Origin of the sequence: Achromobacter sp., assembly GCF_049647645.1 — a bacterium.
GTDB lineage: Bacteria > Pseudomonadota > Gammaproteobacteria > Burkholderiales > Burkholderiaceae_B > Achromobacter.
Map to the genome: position 1 here is coordinate 25,640 of NZ_JBARYB010000092.1, position 15,539 is coordinate 41,178.

General features: G+C 65.6%; 18 protein-coding genes and 1 pseudogene. 14 read left to right on the forward strand and 5 right to left on the reverse strand.

Features of this window, described 5'->3' with window-relative positions:
• Positions 1-4 precede the first annotated feature (4 nt).
• The 12 genes and pseudogenes from WBB14_RS11135 to WBB14_RS11190 all read left to right on the forward strand — a co-directional run bounded on the left by WBB14_RS11135 (position 5) and on the right by WBB14_RS11190 (position 10,283).
• Entirely contained in the window at positions 5-805 is an 801-nt protein-coding gene (locus WBB14_RS11135) for a RecB family exonuclease (protein WP_424239877.1), read from the forward strand.
• Between the two features lie 3 nt (positions 806-808).
• Positions 809-2,032 carry a hypothetical protein gene (locus WBB14_RS11140; protein WP_424239878.1) on the forward strand — a complete coding sequence of 408 codons (1,224 nt, stop codon included), beginning with the start codon at positions 809-811 and terminating at the stop codon, positions 2,030-2,032.
• Positions 2,033-2,044: 12 nt separating this feature from the next.
• A pseudogene (locus WBB14_RS11145) lies at positions 2,045-2,938 on the forward strand (recombination-associated protein RdgC); the annotation flags it as partial.
• A 15-nt stretch (positions 2,939-2,953) separates the two neighbouring features.
• Complete coding sequence (locus WBB14_RS11150) at positions 2,954-3,205, forward strand: DNA translocase FtsK (RefSeq protein ID WP_424239918.1); 252 nt, start codon at positions 2,954-2,956, stop codon at positions 3,203-3,205.
• Between the two features lie 9 nt (positions 3,206-3,214).
• Entirely contained in the window at positions 3,215-5,002 is a 1,788-nt protein-coding gene (locus WBB14_RS11155) for an AAA family ATPase (RefSeq protein WP_424239879.1), read from the forward strand.
• Entirely contained in the window at positions 4,999-5,364 is a 366-nt protein-coding gene (locus WBB14_RS11160) for a hypothetical protein (RefSeq protein WP_424239880.1), read from the forward strand. The genes WBB14_RS11155 and WBB14_RS11160 overlap by 4 nt, the downstream gene beginning before the upstream one ends.
• Positions 5,361-5,720, forward strand: a complete 360-nt coding sequence (locus WBB14_RS11165; RefSeq protein ID WP_424239881.1) for a hypothetical protein — start codon at positions 5,361-5,363, stop codon at positions 5,718-5,720. Before WBB14_RS11160 ends, WBB14_RS11165 begins: the two co-directional genes overlap by 4 nt.
• On the forward strand, positions 5,717-6,979 hold the full coding sequence (locus WBB14_RS11170) for a hypothetical protein (protein ID WP_424239882.1): 1,263 nt from the start codon (positions 5,717-5,719) through the stop codon (positions 6,977-6,979). The genes WBB14_RS11165 and WBB14_RS11170 overlap by 4 nt, the downstream gene beginning before the upstream one ends.
• Positions 6,972-7,967, forward strand: coding sequence for a phage Gp37/Gp68 family protein (locus WBB14_RS11175; RefSeq protein WP_424239883.1), 996 nt, complete (start codon positions 6,972-6,974; stop codon positions 7,965-7,967). The genes WBB14_RS11170 and WBB14_RS11175 overlap by 8 nt, the downstream gene beginning before the upstream one ends.
• Positions 7,964-8,251, forward strand: a complete 288-nt coding sequence (locus WBB14_RS11180; RefSeq protein WP_207466263.1) for a DUF4224 domain-containing protein — start codon at positions 7,964-7,966, stop codon at positions 8,249-8,251. The genes WBB14_RS11175 and WBB14_RS11180 overlap by 4 nt, the downstream gene beginning before the upstream one ends.
• The gene (locus tag WBB14_RS11185; RefSeq protein WP_424239884.1) at positions 8,226-9,308 is read left to right on the forward strand and encodes a tyrosine-type recombinase/integrase; all 1,083 of its coding nucleotides are present in this window, start codon (positions 8,226-8,228) and stop codon (positions 9,306-9,308) included. The genes WBB14_RS11180 and WBB14_RS11185 overlap by 26 nt, the downstream gene beginning before the upstream one ends.
• A gap of 315 nt (positions 9,309-9,623) precedes the next feature.
• Positions 9,624-10,283: a class I SAM-dependent methyltransferase gene (locus WBB14_RS11190; RefSeq protein ID WP_424239885.1), complete on the forward strand. Its 660-nt coding sequence runs from the start codon at positions 9,624-9,626 to the stop codon at positions 10,281-10,283.
• Here the strand turns inward: WBB14_RS11190 and WBB14_RS11195 are convergent.
• From WBB14_RS11195 to WBB14_RS11205, 3 genes are all read right to left on the reverse strand, one after another.
• Positions 10,280-11,188 carry a hypothetical protein gene (locus tag WBB14_RS11195; RefSeq protein ID WP_424239886.1) on the reverse strand — a complete coding sequence of 303 codons (909 nt, stop codon included), beginning with the start codon at positions 11,186-11,188 and terminating at the stop codon, positions 10,280-10,282. The two genes, WBB14_RS11190 and WBB14_RS11195, sit on opposite strands and share 4 nt — an antisense overlap.
• Before the next feature lie 185 nt (positions 11,189-11,373).
• On the reverse strand, positions 11,374-11,562 hold the full coding sequence (locus WBB14_RS11200; protein ID WP_332012476.1) for a hypothetical protein: 189 nt from the start codon (positions 11,560-11,562) through the stop codon (positions 11,374-11,376).
• Between the two features lie 114 nt (positions 11,563-11,676).
• Entirely contained in the window at positions 11,677-12,039 is a 363-nt protein-coding gene (locus WBB14_RS11205; protein ID WP_424239887.1) for a hypothetical protein, read from the reverse strand.
• A 161-nt stretch (positions 12,040-12,200) separates the two neighbouring features.
• On the opposite strand from WBB14_RS11205, the gene WBB14_RS11210 reads away from it, so the two are divergent.
• Positions 12,201-12,392, forward strand: a complete 192-nt coding sequence (locus tag WBB14_RS11210) for a hypothetical protein (RefSeq protein ID WP_424239888.1) — start codon at positions 12,201-12,203, stop codon at positions 12,390-12,392.
• Positions 12,393-12,421: 29 nt separating this feature from the next.
• On the opposite strand, the gene yddG is transcribed toward WBB14_RS11210, so the two are convergent.
• Positions 12,422-13,330, reverse strand: a complete 909-nt coding sequence (yddG, locus tag WBB14_RS11215; RefSeq protein ID WP_424239889.1) for an aromatic amino acid DMT transporter YddG — start codon at positions 13,328-13,330, stop codon at positions 12,422-12,424.
• Between the two features lie 150 nt (positions 13,331-13,480).
• Between yddG and WBB14_RS11220 the strand changes: the two genes are divergently transcribed.
• Complete coding sequence (locus tag WBB14_RS11220; protein ID WP_424239890.1) at positions 13,481-13,762, forward strand: 6-phosphofructokinase; 282 nt, start codon at positions 13,481-13,483, stop codon at positions 13,760-13,762.
• A gap of 27 nt (positions 13,763-13,789) precedes the next feature.
• Here the strand turns inward: WBB14_RS11220 and WBB14_RS11225 are convergent, their stop codons facing one another.
• Entirely contained in the window at positions 13,790-15,364 is a 1,575-nt protein-coding gene (locus WBB14_RS11225; RefSeq protein ID WP_424239891.1) for a diguanylate cyclase, read from the reverse strand.
• Positions 15,365-15,539 lie beyond the last annotated feature (175 nt).

Sequence of the window (15,539 nt, forward strand, 5' to 3'; positions counted from 1 at the left end):
CACCATGCAACGAATCATCCCGATCCGGGCGTCCAGCCTGGCCGAGCTCTTCGACTGCCCCGCCCGCTGGGAAGCCAAGAACCTGCTGGGCATGCGGATGCCCTCCTCCGGCGCCGCGCGACTGGGCACGGCCATCCACGCCGGCACGGCCGCTTTCGACCAGGCCAAGCTGGACGGCAACCCCATCACCCCCGACGACGCCGCCAGCGAGTTCGTGAAGTCCCTATACGGCACCGACGAGGAGGTCGAGTGGGACGACGCGAGCCAGAAGGATGCCGAGCGCATTGGCCTGGCGCTCCACACGCGCTACTGCGCGCAAATCGCTCCGCTCCAGGACTACGTCGCGGTGGAGCTTACCTGCGACCGCATGGAAATCTCCGACCTGGGCATCGCGCTCACGGGTACGACGGACCGCGTCCGGCGCACCGCCAACGGCGCGCTGGGCATTGCTGACCTCAAGAGCGGCGCCCGCGCCGTCGGGTCTGACGGTGCGGTCACGACCGCCGGTCACGGCCCGCAGATGGGTGTTTACGAGATCCTCGCCCAGCACGCCATCGGCGAACAAATCACCGCACCCGCGCAGATCATCGGCCTGCAGACCGGAAAGACCGCCACGGCGCAGCGCGTCGGCACTGGCGAGATCGCCGGCGCGCGCGACGCTCTTGTCGGCACCGACGACAGCCCCGGCCTCCTGCAGCACGCCTCCCGCCTAGTGCACAGCGGCAGCTTCTACGGCAACCCCAAGTCCGTCCTCTGCTCGGGCAAGTACTGCCCGCGCCACCCCACCTGCAAATTCAAAGGTTGAACCATGTCCCAGACCACCACTGTCCAAGGCCTGCGGGCCGCCACGCCTGAATCGCAAATGCCCACCATCGCCCCCGGCTTCAACAGTCTCCAGGGCTTCGAACTTATGCAGCGCGCCGCGCGCCTGCTTTCCAGCAGCACGCTGGTGCCCGTGGCCTATCGCCAGACGATCGAAAAGCTGGACCGCTACGGCAACGTCAAGGAATCTCGCGAGAACCCGAACGCACTGGCGAATTCGGTTGTCGCGCTGAACATGGCGCAGCGCATGGGCGCCGATCCGCTGATGGTCATGCAGAACCTCTACATCGTAGAAGGCCGGCCCTCCTGGTCATCACAGTGGATCATCGCGGCCATCAATGGCTGCGGCCGCTTCTCCCCCCTGCGCTTTCGCATCGAAAGCCGCGGCGAACGCGAGGTCGAATACAAGTCGACGTATTGGGACAACAACCAGCGGCACACCAAAGTCGAAAAGGTCAAGATCAACGACAAGGTGTGCGTGGCCTGGGCGATCGAGAAGGAAACCGGCGAGGTGATCGAGTCACCCGCGGTGTCGATCGAGATGGCGGTGCTGGAAGGCTGGTACACGAAGAACGGCAGCAAGTGGCAGACCATGGACGAAGTCATGCTCCGGTACCGCACTGCGTCGTTCTTCGGCAAGCTCTACGCGCCGGAGCTCCTCATGGGCCTGCAGACGGTCGAAGAGGCGCAGGACATCATCGAAGCATCGACGGGTCCGGACGGCACCATCAGCGTGAACGTGGAAGAGCTCCGCGGCAATGCACAGCCCACGCAACGCCAACCTGCGCCCACGGACGCGACGGACCTGGAAGCGCGCGAGCCCGCGACGCAAGCCGACACCTCCCCCGCAAAGGCGCAAGCCGAGGCCGGTAGCCCGGAGCAGGCTGCGGCATCGGCCACCCCTGCCTCCCAGACGGAGCCGACCGGCGGCCAACAGGCCCACCTGCCAGGCGCTGACGAGGATCCGGGCTTGGCCCCGGCGGCTGTCGAACACCAGATCGTCAATGCCAAGACTCTGGACGTGCTCGACCTGGCCAGCGACTCGATCGAGGGCGTGAACGACCTGGGCGAGCGTGCGCGCCTGCACCAGATCTACCGGGAACGCCGCATTGCCATGGCCAAGCAGATCGAGCAGCAGGCTCAACAGCAGCATGCCCAGCAGCGCCCGGCCGCTACCGCACCCCGCCGCCGCATGGCCGCGCCGGAATAAGGAGACGCCGCCATGCTCAAGAATGCCAAGATTTACCGGCTCACGTCCGTCGGGCCCTTCTGGAACCTGGACGAATTGAACAACAAGCTGGCCGCGAATGCCTTCGTGCCCGGCGGCCAGCTGGAACTTCAGACGCTCGGCTGGGTGCCGCCGCGCGAGGGCGCCGACCTGGCGCACGCCGTGGGCGGCAAGCTGCTGCTGACCTTGCGCGTGGAATCCAAGCTTCTGCCCGGCAAGGCGATCAACCAGGCCACGGCGGCACGTGCTCTCGAGATCGAGCAGCAGCAGAGCTACAAGCCGGGTCGCAAGCAGATGAAGGAGATCCGCGAGCAGATCATCGACGAGAAGCTGCCTACGGCGCTGACGCAGTACGACGATATCCGCCTGTGGATCGACCCGATCGAGCGCTGGCTGATCATCGACACCAGTACGCCATCGAAGGCTGACATGGTCATCGGTCTCCTGGCCAAGTCCATCGAGCCTTTCCCGCTCGAAAACCTGTATGTCGCGCAGTCGCCGACGTCCGCCATGACGGGCTGGCTGGCAGAGGACGAAGCCCCGGCCAACTTCAGCATCGACCAGGACGCCGAGCTGCGCGCTACGGGCACCAGCGGCGCGGCCATCCGCTACGTCAAACACTCGATCGACGCCGACGACGTGCGCCGGCACATCCAGTCCGGCAAGCAGTGCACGCGCCTCGCCATGACCTGGGCGGACAAAATCTCGTTCGAGCTGACCGAGGACCTGGATATCCGCAAGATCCGTGCGCTGGACGTGCTGAAGGAGAACCACCCGGCCGAAGACACCGACGCTGAGGTCTTCGACGCGGAGTTCCTGCTAATGGCCGGCGAGATCGCCAAGTTGCTGGCCGAGCTGGTCTACGCCTTGGGCGGCGAGAAGCAGATCCCGGATTCCGCTGCCGTGGCGACGCCGTCGGCCGGCCAGCTGCCGCTCGAGGGAGACGATGACGGCGACGACGCCGGAGACGCGATCGACCCGCTCTACACCGAAGCCGTCATGGTGGTGCGCAAGCACCGCCGAGCCTCCATTTCCCTGGTGCAACGCCATCTGCGTATTGGCTACAACCGCGCCGCCCATCTCCTGGAGTCCATGGAGGTCGCCGGCCTTGTAACGGCCATGCAATCCAACGGCAGCCGCGAGCTGCGTGCCTAAGGAGCAATCATGCGAATCAATCGCCTCACCATCGAGAATTTCCAAGGCGCGTGCGCCGTTGACCTGGATCTGCGGACGCCTGCGGCGCTGATCGCCGGCGCAAACGGCGCCGGCAAGTCCAGCATCGCCGAGGCCGTGCGCCTGGCATTCCTGGCCACACCCGAGCGCGTCGGCCTGAAAAAGGAATTCGGCGCCCTGGTCACCGACGGCGCTAAGGTCGGTGCCGTCGCGCTGGACCTGGATGAAGGCACGATCGGCGTCAGCTTGCCGAAGGGGACCCAATATGGCGAAGCTCTGATGCCGACGTCGCCGGCCCTACCCTTTGTGCTGGCACCCGAGCGCTTCGCCGCGGCCAAGCCGGACGAGCGCCGCACCTTGCTGTTCGCGCTGACGCGAACGAACGTGAAGGCCGACGAGATCGAGCGCCGGTTGCTGACCCGCGGCTGCAGCCCGCTCCTTGTCCCGTCCATCAAGCCCATCCTGCGCAGCTGCTTCGCGGCCGGCGCCGAGCATGCGAAGCAGCAAGCCACCGAGGCCAAGGGCTCATGGAAAACAACGACTGGCGAGCAGTGGGGGAGCCAGAAGGCCGAAGGCTGGGCAGCGGAAGTCCCGCCGTTCGACCAGGCCGCGCTGGTGGGCGAGCGCGCGGCGCTGGCCGCGGTCGAAGCCAAAATCGAGCAGGCCACCACCGCCCTGGGCGCCTTACAGCAGAAGGCCACCCACTATGCGGACTGGCAGCACCAGCATTCGGCCCAGCAGGCCCAGGCAGCTAAGCTGCCGGCACTGCGCCAGAAGCTCGAGTTCGACCAGGCCGAGCACGGCAAGCTGGCCGAGCGCGTCGCCACGCTGGAGGCGAAGGCCGGGATCGGGCCGCGCGTGGGGCTGGTGCACGACCTGGCCCGCTGCCTGGATGACGCCTACAACTTCGAAGACACGGGTCTCAATTTGCCCGCAGAACTGGATGGGCGGATCCTCAAGGCATTCAAGGCATATGAGGAGCAGTACGGCAGCCTGGACGACGACGCCGGCGACGCCGAGGCCTCTGCTGCCCTGCCCAAGGCCATCGAAGCCCGCGACCTGATGGCGCGCAGCGTCGAGAACGACCGCCGCGACATCGCCGCGGCTGAAGCGGCGGCCGAGCAGCTGGGCGGAAACAACCAGCCCGAGGCGATCGCGCCGGCGGACGTGGAGGCGGCCCGCGCCAAGGTGACGGCCCTGCGCGCCGAACACAAGACGATCAACGAGCGTGTGCAGGCCCTGATGAACGCCAAGCAGGCCGCCGCCGGCGCCGCGGAGCGAACGGCGAACGCCACGCGCTATCACTCCGAGGTCACGGATTGGCTGGCGATCGGCGACGCGCTGTCGCCCGACGGCATCCCGGGCGAAATCCTGGCTGAGGCCCTTCAGCCGTTCAACGACAAGCTGGCTGGCCTGGCCGAACTGGCAGGCTGGCGCGCGCCGGCAGTCGGCGCCGATATGGGCATCACCTGGGGCGGCCGCCCCTACCGCCTGCTGTCCGAATCGGAACGCTGGCGCGTGGACGCTCTAGTCGGCGCGGCGCTGGCCGAGATTTCCGGTCTGCGCATGTTGATCCTAGACCGCTTCGATTGCCTGGACATGGCTGGGCGCGCCGATGCGCTGGGCCTGGTCGACGCCCTGGTCGCCGACGGCCACATGGACACCATCCTGCTGCTCGGCACGCTGAAGTCCGCGCCGGCGGCGCCGTCCGACGCTTTCACGGTGCACTGGATCGAGCACGGCCACTCCGGCCCGGCCAAGCTCAAGGAGGCGGCATGACCACCATCCGCCACCATTCCTCGGAGATGCAGACAGCGCGGCGCATGACCGCCGAGCAGTTGCGCCTGCTGGGCGTACGGATGAAGCCGACAACCAGCAACGCGCAACTGGCCGCACTCATCGCCGAACGCCTGGGCTGGACGGCCCCGGGGTCCACTCCAGCGGCGCTGCTGCCCTTCTTCCTGCGCTTCTTGGACGTCAGCCGCTCAGGCGTGACGCCCCCGCCCTATCGCCCGGTGGTTCGTCGGCCCATGCGCTACGACCTGGCCATGCGCACCATCGCGGCCCGCGCCGCCGACGTGCAGCCGCACCTGACGCCCGCCGCAAGCAACGTCGTCACCTGGAGGGAACTCGCAGCATGAGCTTTCACACGACCATCGCGCGCCTGCGCGAAGCTGCCGCCGCCCGCGTCCAAGGCGAGGCGCCAGAAACCTGCCGCGTCCAGCGCGAAGACTTGCGCGTCGCCCTGCACGTCATCGATCGCCTGGATAGCGACTGGCGCCAGGCCGGAGTGCTTACCCAGGGTACCGCGGCCGCCGGCCGCCAACCCACGCCCGAGCTGCAGGCAGCGGCCGCGCGCCTGACTAGGCTGGCGCGGGACACCAGGGCGATCTACGGCCAGGAAACGTGTGCCGGCAGCGAGCCTGCCTATCCGTCTTGGACCGACGACGTCCTCGCGCTTGCCGGGCATGCCCAGAGCAAAGGAGACCGGACATGACCGACCTCAACGCCCCCGGGTCCCAGGCGGCAATGCTGGCCGCGGAAGAGGCTGCACAGCGCGCCCATATAGCCACGCTGCAGTGGTCGGAAGTGGCCGAGCCGAATGAGCAGATTCGCTATACCCACGTTTTGGCGGAATCGCCTTTGGGCCGGTTCAGCATTGAATGGAAGAGCTGGAAGCCGCACGACTCCTACTGCGTTCACCTGGATGGCGACTATCTGGACACCGCGATGAACCTTGACGATGCCAAGGCGATCGCGCTGAAGAAGGTTGCCGACATGGCACATGCGTTGGCCGGCTACGTGGCGTCCGTGGCAAGCGCCCCTGTAGCCGATGAGCGGGCGGACGATATCCTCACGCAGGTCTATCACCGGTTCGGCATCGGCGTCTTGGCGCGCAACCCCAGCACGTTGATGGCGTGCCTCGGAAACGTAATTCGCCGCGCACACTGCCTGAGCCAAGTCGAGCAAGTGTTGTCCGTGCCGACGCCGCCTGAGCCCGAAGATGATGGCGTATGGGGCGAAGAAAGCCTGCTGCGCTGGGGAGCGGACGAAAAGGGTTACGCCGAGCACTTCAAGGCCGCGCTGGCGGAATGGTCGCGCCACGCCGCCCTGGCAAGCGCCCCTGTAGCCGGGGAGGCGCAGCCGGTGGCGTGGGCCAATGAGGACGGCGACCCGATCAGCGATGCGCTCAAGCAGGCCCGCCTGGATCTCTACGGCAAAAACTACACCCGGCCGCTCGTCTATGCCGCGCCCCAGGCCAGAGAGGCGGCGCACAGCCTGGACGCCGCGGCCGACCTGCTTAAGCTCGCGGCAGCGTTGGGGAATCGGAACTGGAAGTGGTGGGACTCATGCTCCTTCCGGCGCCTGACGTTCGAAGACGGGCCGGACCGGCGCGACGGTGGCGCCCTATGCGGCTGGGTCCAACCCAGCTACGGGCATCCCGACGTGAGCATGGCGCCAGGCGTCCGTGAGTTCATCGAGGCGGCCAGCCCAAAGGCGATAGCGGCGCTTGCCGCGGCTTACATGGCCGCCCTGTCCACGCAACCGTCCGGAAATTCCGGAGAGTTGTCCGCGCAACCGGGCGCGCAGAAGAAGGAAAACCGCGTCGGCACGAACACCGGCCACGGGCATGCCTGGAGGCGCCCCGATGGATATCTGGCACGGTGTGGCGGACCGGCTATCTGCCGGGAATGCGCCCAAGATCTGGCCCAGACCCGCCATAACAACAAGGACGGAGGCGCGGTGTATGGCTGAGAACAGCAAAATCGAGTGGACGGATCACACCTTCAACCCGTGGGAAGGATGTCAGAAGGTTGGCCCCGGCTGCGACCACTGCTACGCCGAAACCCGCAACGCGCGCTTCGCTGGCGGCCGGGCAGTGAATTGGGGGCCGGGCGCACCGCGTCGGCGCACCAGCGCCGCCAACTGGCGCAAGCCGCTGGTATGGAACCGTGACGCGGGTGTGTTCTACGCCCAACACGGCCGGCGCCAGCGCGTGTTCTGCTCCAGCCTGGCTGACGTGTTCGACAACGCGGTGGACCCGACCTGGCGCCGCGACCTGTTCGACCTGATCGAAATGACGCCGAACCTGGACTGGCTACTGCTGACGAAGCGTATCGGCAACGTGGCGCGCATGCTGCCCACGCATGACTGGGCCGCGCGCGGCAATGTCTGGCTGGGCACCACAATCGTGAACCAGTCCGAGGCCGAGCGCGACATTCCCAAGCTGCTCGCGGTGCCCGCGCGCCGGCGCTTCCTCAGCATGGAGCCGCTGCTGGGGCCAGTGGCCCTGGGGCGCGCCTGCAGGCTGGCCGCCTTTCACGCCACCGAGGTGCTGGATTGGGTGATCGTCGGCGGCGAAAGCGGCCCAGGCGCGCGGCCTATACATCCAGACTGGGCACGTAACCTGCGCGACGAATGCCAGGCCGCCGGCGTGCCGTTCTTGTTCAAGCAATGGGGGGAGTGGAAGCCGATCTGCGAGATGCCCGAGGCGGAGCACAGCGCGCTTTACCGCTCGGCGGTGGTCGCGCGTCCCCACGAAAGCCAATGCAATCTGGACGACATCTATGGCCGGCGCTGCATCGTCGACACGGCAGTCATGCACAGCGACGGAGCAGTACTCGACTTGCGCACGCCCATGGCCTTTCAACAAGGGACGGGCGCGATGCAGATTTTCCGAGCCGGGAAGAAGGCGGCGGGCCGGCTGCTGGACGGCCGCGAATGGAACGAGGTGCCTCGATGAAGCCCTACCTCTCTGACGCCGAGATCGACGAGATCTGCGAACCGCTGACGCAGCCGCACGCCCAGATACGATACCTGCAACGCCTGGGGGTCCCCGTCAGCCGCAAGCCCGGCGGGCGTCCTCTCGTCGGCCGGGCGGCGTTTGATCGTGTCATGGCGGGCTCGCCACCTGAAGCCGCGAACGACGCGCACCCTCCGCCTTCTGGACCTCAGCCGGACCACGCCGCGCTGCAACAACTTTTCAACAAGCAACGGAAGCATGGGACGCAAGCGAAAATCGGGTGACCTGGGGCTGCCGCCGCGTGTCTACCTCAAACACGGCGCCTTCTACTACGTCCACCCGGGCACTGGCAAGTGGGAGCGGATCGGTACCGACATCGTCGAGGCGAAGCGGCGCGGCAATCTTTACAACGATCCCGCCGGCGAGTACGGCACCATGGCCTACTGGCTGGGCATGTTCATCGCAGACTGCCAGAAGCGCATCGGCTTGCCGAAGGTCCGACGCGGGATCGCCCAACGCACCTACGACGACTACGCAGGCGCGGTGAAACCGCTGACCGCGTTCTTCGGCAAGATGTTGCCCAATCAAGTCCAGGGCTACCACGTGGCGCAGTACCTGGACGCAGGCGCAAGCGCAGACCGCGCGGTACGGGCGAACCGCGAAAAGGCCTGCCTGTCAGCGGCCTTCACCTGGATGATGCGACGACCAGAGACTGGCGCCTCGGCCAACCCTTGCTTTGGCATCGCCCGGAATCCCGAGCAGAAGCGCGATCGGTATGTCGACCATGACGAGTACGCCCTGATCTACGCGAAGGCCTCCAAGCCCGAGCGGATCCTGATGGATCTCATCTACAGGACGCTGCAGCGACCTGAGGACATCATCACCTGGACGGCCGCCAATCTGGTCAACAAACGCGAGGCGGACGGAACGGTCCAGCGCGTAATCCGCAATCGCCAGGCGAAAACCGCCCAAGTTGTGGACATCCGCGTCACGCCAGAAATCGAGGCGATCCTGGCCCGCGCGGCGCCGGGCGAGGCGATCCTCGGCCCGGGGCTGCACCTGGTGCGAACGCGCAAAGGCGAGGCCTATACCTACGACGGAATTTCAGCCATGCTGCGCCGCCGCGTGTACAGGGCCGTCAAGGAGGGCACACTAGCCGAACCCTTCGGGTTCTACGACCTGAAAGGCAAGGGCGCAACCGACATGTGGCTGGCCAAGGTACCCTTGACCGATATCCAAGTGCTATGTGGTCATGAGTCCGTGCGCACCACTGAAATCTATGTGAAGGCCCGCTGGCGGGGCACCGTCAGCCCGAATAAAACGGCCCTTCCGGCTGTCTAAAATAGAGCGATGAAGCCAGGAAACAAGCGGCCTACAGGCCCGGTCTGAAGGCCGAATTATTGGACAGTATTCGCCCGAATTCCTATATCTGGCGTGGCTTTCCGGCCCGTTCGGACACCGGAATCATAATCCGCAGGTCCCCTGTTCGAATCAGGGATGCGCCACCAAGGAATTCAAAGGGCGCCCACTTAAGTGGGCGCCCTTTTCGTTTTTCGCATAGGAACTCTTCGCGAGGGGAACCAGTCTTACGACCCGGTGCGCGTCGCTCACAGGCGGCCGCTATTCAGCCCCCCCATCAGGAGCGAACAAATTTCCTTGCGTCGACTTATCCGTAGAGCAAAAAAGCGACTGTTCCACTGGTCTCCTGAACTGGCCGCGCGCTGCGGCATCGATTTCAGGCTGAAGTCTCCGAATCGCAGTTTCCTGGAACAGCAGATATTCGACTACCTGAACCTGCAGGCCACCCGGTCAGGCACGCCCATGACGTGCCTGTTCGTGGGCATGCATGAATACACCTGGCACTACCCCCGTTTGCTGAACATGGATTTTCATTCGCTGGATATGGATCCTGAGCAAGCGGTCTATGGCCCAGCCGGCAAACATACGATCGGAAGCGCAACGGACATGTCGGCGTTCTACGCCGAAGCTTCGTTCGACGTCGTTGTGGTCAATGGCGTGATCGGCTGGGGACTCAACGAGCGGGCCGATTTCGAACGCCTGCTTCAGCAATGCCATCGTGTGCTCAAGCCTGGATCCCTTCTGATCCTTGGCTACAACGACACGCCGGAACGTGCGCCCTTTAGCGTGGACATCGGATGGCAGGACCTGTTTGCGCCCACGACGCCACCGATCCCGGGAGTCACTCAGCCACGCCATGCCATGAATGATAGCTACGCGCATGTGTTCCTTTTCGGAGAAAGGTGTGCAAACCTGCGGCGGGACCGCCTGACTGAAGCAGCCCCGCCTCCCGGCTAAGGCAAGCGCACCACATCGCGCCGCCTGCCGCCCCAGGTCGCCGCCAGGCTGGCCACGAAGGCGCCGATCAGCATTGAGGCGAATCCCCACAGCGCGAATGCGGCTGCAGCCTTGCGCGCCTGGTCCGCGGCCTCCTTGGCCTTTTGCTTGGCGTCGTCGGCAGCCTGCTTCACGTTCTGCACGGCCTGATCGACGCGGCGCTGCGCCGCCGCCGGCTCCATGCCGGTCTGCGCCGCCACCACCTTCACGACATAGTCGCGATCTTCGCCCGTCATGGAACCGCGCGCCACGCTCATCGCCACGATCCGAGCCACCTCATCTCTCGCCCCGTTGCGATCGGCGCCAGCGTCCGGCCGTTCCGAACGCAGCAAGGCATCCGAGAAATAACCCCGGACCTGCGCCATCCCGTCGCCCCCGCCGACGGCAGCCGCGGCCGTCGCCGCCGTACCGGCCCCCGCCGCCACCGAAGCGCCCGCCTTAGCCACGCCGGAAGCCAGGGTCGCGATGGACGCGCCCAGCAATACGGCGCTGACGACCGCGCTCAACGCCCACACCAAAAAGCCGTGCGCCGTGTCACGGAAATAGACCTCGTCCGAATGCACGTCGACCCATTTGGTGCGTAGCCGCCCCGCGACGTAGCCGCCTATGCCATAGGCGACGATCTGCGTGGCCAGCATCCACACGATGAAGCCGATGCCTATCGCAGGCGCCGACACGCCCTCGCCGCTCCAGGGAGAAACGGAAAGAAAGCCCAGGCCCGTGCCGCCGGCGAACAGCGCCAGCGAAAGGGCCGCGGCGATGACCGCACCCGCGATCACGGCGGCCCACGACACGGCGGAGACGGCGGATTCTCGCGGCGGCACGCCGCCTGCGTATGGCTGACTCAATGAAGATGCGTTTTCCATGGATATGTTCCTTGTTCATGATTCAGCGCGGCTACGCCGATACGCGCCGCCGCGGCAGGAAAATCTCGCAGTCAATGCCAGAAAAGCGCCAGCAAGATAATGATGGGAATGGGCACGCCAAGCAGCCACAACAAGATGGAACGCATAAAACCTCCTTGAATGATGTCCTGCGCGTTGCGCAGCGTTCAGGCCAGATCGATCGTGCCCGGCGCGCGAGGGTTCGGCGGCGGCACGGGATCAATGGCGTCGGGATCGTTGCGAGGCCGATTCGGATCCAGCGGCGGGTCGTCAGGCGGCGGATTATTCGGGAAGGCGGGATCGTCGGGCTCAGGCTTGTCGCCCCCGCCGGGCTCTCGATGCATGGATTGGGACATGGTGTTCTCCTCGAGCGGCGCCAACGCGCCGCCCACCCCACCAGCAAGCAGCGTTCCCGAGGACGTAAAAAAGCCCTCTTGCGAGGGCATGCTGGCGTGCGCGACCGGGCAGGGTCAGGACTTGTTCTTGACGTCCTTGCCCGGTTCAACGGCTTTCTGGCCGCCGCTACCGAGGAATTCAATCACGGCGGCCTTGCCCGCCATGGAAGCTTCGTCCTGACTGCCGTAGCGCCTGGGCGAATAATTGGTGCTGCGCACATTGCCGCTTTCGGGATCGAACAGGGTGATGATCCAGGCGAATTCTCCCGGCATCAATTGCCTGACTTGCAACGTGGCGCGCGTGCCTGGGCGCAGTTGCGGCATGTGGCGGCCTTTAGCGTGGTTCGACGCCGCCATCGTAGCGCAAACGCGCCGACGCAAACCCGCCCATGCAAACATATCGCCGTAAACACGGGCAAAAATGCTGCGCTCGCACATGAATTCATGCTGCACACCTCGCGGCAAAAACGCCACAAACCGCGCGCCGCGTCAGGAAAACCCTAGGGCCTGTTGCGCAAATACAGGCGCACAATCAATACAAACATCTAGACCGCCCAGCGGCAGCCGCACCCCTTTAATCAGGCGAGGACGGAGACAACATGACTTATGTAGCAGTGGTAATCAGCTGTTTGATGGTTGTGGGTATCGTCGCGTTGGTGATTCAAACGGTTCAAAGCGCAGGGTCCGAACCCTGGCTGAAAATCTCGGCGGCGATCGTCAGTTCCTTATTTGCTTCACTCTTGTTGATTCCGCTCGGATACGCGGTCGCTCAGACCGTGCTGATCGAATAACTCCTTTATTACGGCACGCACGCCTGGGGCTATGCGCCCCGGGCGGATTTGCCGCGCGTCGCGGCCCAGCACAAGAGCGAGCCCGCGGTCACCATGGCCACGCCTTGCCAGAACGACGCCGTCAGGCGGGTCGACAGCCACACGGCGGCGAAGAATGTCGAAAAGACCGGCGTGAAGTAGGACGCCGTGGCCAGCAAGGTCAGGTTGCCCTTGAGTATTCCCACGTTCCATAGCGCATAGCCTGCGGCCATGGCGCCGCCAGCTACCAGCAGTTCCAGCGTGGCCGGCCAGGTGAATGTCAAGGCGGGTTCGGCGCCCAGCAGGAACTTGATCCACAGGGCGGCCGCAGTCAGCATGAAAAACAGGGCGACGCCATTCTTGCCGTCGGCGAATCTCGTGGTTACGTTGCAATAGACGGCCCAGATAATGGCGCCGCTGAAGGCCAGTCCATAGCTGAGGGGATTGCTGGAGACATTGGCGATGGTGCGGTCCCAGGACAGTCCACCGGACCCGCCCAGGACCCAGACGATGCCGCACAGCGACAACAGTATGCCCGGCACCACCCATGCGCTGGCCCGCTGGCCATTGATGAGCATGGCGAGAATCACGGTGAAGCAGGGCCAGAGATAGTTGACGATGCCCAATTCGATCGCCTGCCCGCGGTTGGCGGCGTAGCCCAAAGAGAGCGACAGGCAGATCTCGTAGGCAACGAACAGCAGGCTGCCAACGACGAGATAGGAGCGCGGAAAGGTCCGCAGTTTCGGGAATCCCAGCAGCAGCGCCAGGAACGCGGAACCCGTCGTATAGATCAGCGCAGCGCCGCCTACCGGACCGAAGCTTTCGCTGACACCGCGGATCAGGCCGACGACGGTGCCCCACAGCAGCACCGCCAGCAAGCCCAGTGAAGTCGCCGTGTTCCGGCTCAGGGAAAGTTGCATTACTGATTCCGATTGCCCGCTTCGGGGCGCCAAGCCGGGCAGTTTAGCGAAAACCTGCACGAGCCGTGGCCAGCCTCCGGCATGCGGCAGAGTCGGCGCCCCGCCCCCGAATGCCCGCCAGAACAATTCAGAACAAGGAGCAAGCGCCGCATGACCATATCCATACGCAGATTGAGCGACGTGCTGGCCAGCACGGAGTCGGGCCGGCTCTACCGGATTGAAGTGTTCCTGAGGGCGGAAGAGCCGGGACACGTCGGGCCAGGCCACGTCAGTCCTGACGCGGCCCGGCCTGACGCGGCCCGGCCTGACGCGGCCCGCTACATACTCCGCACCACCGAGGGGGAGCGCGTGGTGCCGCTGGATCGGAACCGGTACCGACTGAAATCGGGCGAAGTGCTTACTGCCCTGGCGCCGCCGCCCCACGACGGGTAACGGCGTGCCAGCGGCGGGCGGGGCGGGTCACTGATCCACCTCCACCCTGCGCTTGCCCTGGCCCTTGGCCTTGTAGAGCGCCCTATCGGCGCGTTCCAGCAGCTCGCGCACGGCGACGCCGGACTGCGGATACACGGCGATGCCCACGCTGGCGGAAACCGAGACGTTGACCTCGGGATACGGCAGGGACAGGCTTTCCACCAGCGCCTGCGCGACGCGGCGCGCGTCGTCCCCGCTCGCGCCCAGCAACAACACTGCGAATTCGTCGCCCCCGAGCCGCGCCGCCACGTCCGATACGCGGATGGCGTCGGCCATGCGCTCCGCCGCTTCCTGGAGCACCGCGTCCCCGGTCGCATGGCCGTGCAGGTCATTGACCGCCTTGAAGCCGTCCAGGTCGATCGCCAGGACGGCAAAGGATTCGCCGCTGCGCTGCGCCACCGCAAGCTCGCGCAGCACCAGTTCGTTGAACAGCACGCGATTGCACAGGCCGGTCAGCGGATCGTAGTGCGCCAGATGCTGGGCATGCGCCAGCATGCGCGAGGCATGCACCAGCGCGCCGCCCACTTCCGCAACCTCCTTGACGCGCGTGCCCGGCACCGTCACCGCGTGCCCCTTGCCCAGCGCGAGCGCGGGCGCAACCAAACTCTGCACGGCCGAGGTCAGGCGGCTGGCGAGCCGCAAGGCCAATAGCAGGCCCAGTCCAAAAGCCAGCAAGGTGCCCAGGGCGATCCAGGCGATGGAGCGGTACAGGTCCGTGGTCAGCAGGCTCATTGGGGCCCCGGCCGCGACCGTCCAGCCGGACAAGGACGAACGGCTGAAGGCGGTGTAAACAGGAGTGCCTTCCTTGGTGACGGTTTCCAGCGAGCCCTCGCTTTCCTGCAGCACCGCCCGGGCCAACTCGGGAACGGCCTTCTGGCCCACGAATTTCGAGGTGTCGCGCGTGCGCGCCAGGATCGTGCCGCTATCGTCCAGCACGGCGGCCACCCAACCGTCAGGCAATGCCCGCCTGCCCAGCAGGTTGCCGATGCGCTCGGGCAGGATGCCGACGTTGAGGCTGTAGGCGACCTCGCCGTTACGCATCACCGGCACGCCCAGTGCAATGAGCGGACCTTGGTTGACCTTGCTGGTGAAGAGGCCCGTCAATACCGCCGCGCGCGTCTGGAATACCTCGGCCAGCTGAGTGGACGCGCCGGTCAGCGGCAAGGCGTTGCCGAATGGCACGGACGTGTTGATCAATTGACGGCCGTCCTTATCGGTCAGCACATAACTGTCGATGATCTGGAAGCGCACGGATTCGCGCGCCCGCCGATGGAAACCGGCCAGGTCGCCGGCCACCAGGTCCGGGGACGAGGCCAGCATCTGCAAGCCGGCCTCGACCCCGGTGAGTTCGCGGTCGAGGATCGCAGTGAGATTACGCGCCAGGAATATCGTGTCGCGGAAGATCCGCTCTTTCTGGATGACGTAGCTTTCGTAGACCGCCACCGACGCCATGATCAAGGCAGGCGTGATACAGGCGAACACCAACGTCAACAGGCCTGTGCGCATGGAATAGCGGCGCGGCCGGCGCACTCGCGCGCCGGCCAGGCTTTCGGCGTCAGCCACGGGAACCTCGCCCTGCGAAGTCCGCAAGCGTCGGCCTGCCGATCGAAACCACACCTCTGGACCCATGCGCCTCCCGATACGTTGCGCTCGGCCCACGGCCCGAGGACGAACGAACGTCAGAAATTATTGCAGAAGTTCGCAATCGCACAATCCGCGCCATGGGAATCCCCTCGCC

Excerpts from the sequence above, each read along its gene's own strand:
- WBB14_RS11135 (WP_424239877.1), top strand. The coding sequence starts at position 5 with ATGCAACGAATCATCCCGATCCGGGCGTCCAGCCTGGCCGAGCTCTTC.
- WBB14_RS11140 (WP_424239878.1), top strand. The coding sequence starts at position 809 with ATGTCCCAGACCACCACTGTCCAAGGCCTGCGGGCCGCCACGCCTGAA.
- WBB14_RS11155 (WP_424239879.1), top strand. The coding sequence starts at position 3,215 with ATGCGAATCAATCGCCTCACCATCGAGAATTTCCAAGGCGCGTGCGCC.
- WBB14_RS11160 (WP_424239880.1), top strand. The coding sequence starts at position 4,999 with ATGACCACCATCCGCCACCATTCCTCGGAGATGCAGACAGCGCGGCGC.
- WBB14_RS11165 (WP_424239881.1), top strand. The coding sequence starts at position 5,361 with ATGAGCTTTCACACGACCATCGCGCGCCTGCGCGAAGCTGCCGCCGCC.
- WBB14_RS11170 (WP_424239882.1), top strand. The coding sequence starts at position 5,717 with ATGACCGACCTCAACGCCCCCGGGTCCCAGGCGGCAATGCTGGCCGCG.
- WBB14_RS11175 (WP_424239883.1), top strand. The coding sequence starts at position 6,972 with ATGGCTGAGAACAGCAAAATCGAGTGGACGGATCACACCTTCAACCCG.
- WBB14_RS11180 (WP_207466263.1), top strand. The coding sequence starts at position 7,964 with ATGAAGCCCTACCTCTCTGACGCCGAGATCGACGAGATCTGCGAACCG.
- WBB14_RS11185 (WP_424239884.1), top strand. The coding sequence starts at position 8,226 with ATGGGACGCAAGCGAAAATCGGGTGACCTGGGGCTGCCGCCGCGTGTC.
- WBB14_RS11195 (WP_424239886.1), bottom strand. The coding sequence starts at position 11,188 with ATGGAAAACGCATCTTCATTGAGTCAGCCATACGCAGGCGGCGTGCCG.
- WBB14_RS11200 (WP_332012476.1), bottom strand. The coding sequence starts at position 11,562 with ATGTCCCAATCCATGCATCGAGAGCCCGGCGGGGGCGACAAGCCTGAG.
- WBB14_RS11205 (WP_424239887.1), bottom strand. The coding sequence starts at position 12,039 with ATGTGCGAGCGCAGCATTTTTGCCCGTGTTTACGGCGATATGTTTGCA.
- WBB14_RS11210 (WP_424239888.1), top strand. The coding sequence starts at position 12,201 with ATGACTTATGTAGCAGTGGTAATCAGCTGTTTGATGGTTGTGGGTATC.
- yddG (WP_424239889.1), bottom strand. The coding sequence starts at position 13,330 with ATGCAACTTTCCCTGAGCCGGAACACGGCGACTTCACTGGGCTTGCTG.
- WBB14_RS11220 (WP_424239890.1), top strand. The coding sequence starts at position 13,481 with ATGACCATATCCATACGCAGATTGAGCGACGTGCTGGCCAGCACGGAG.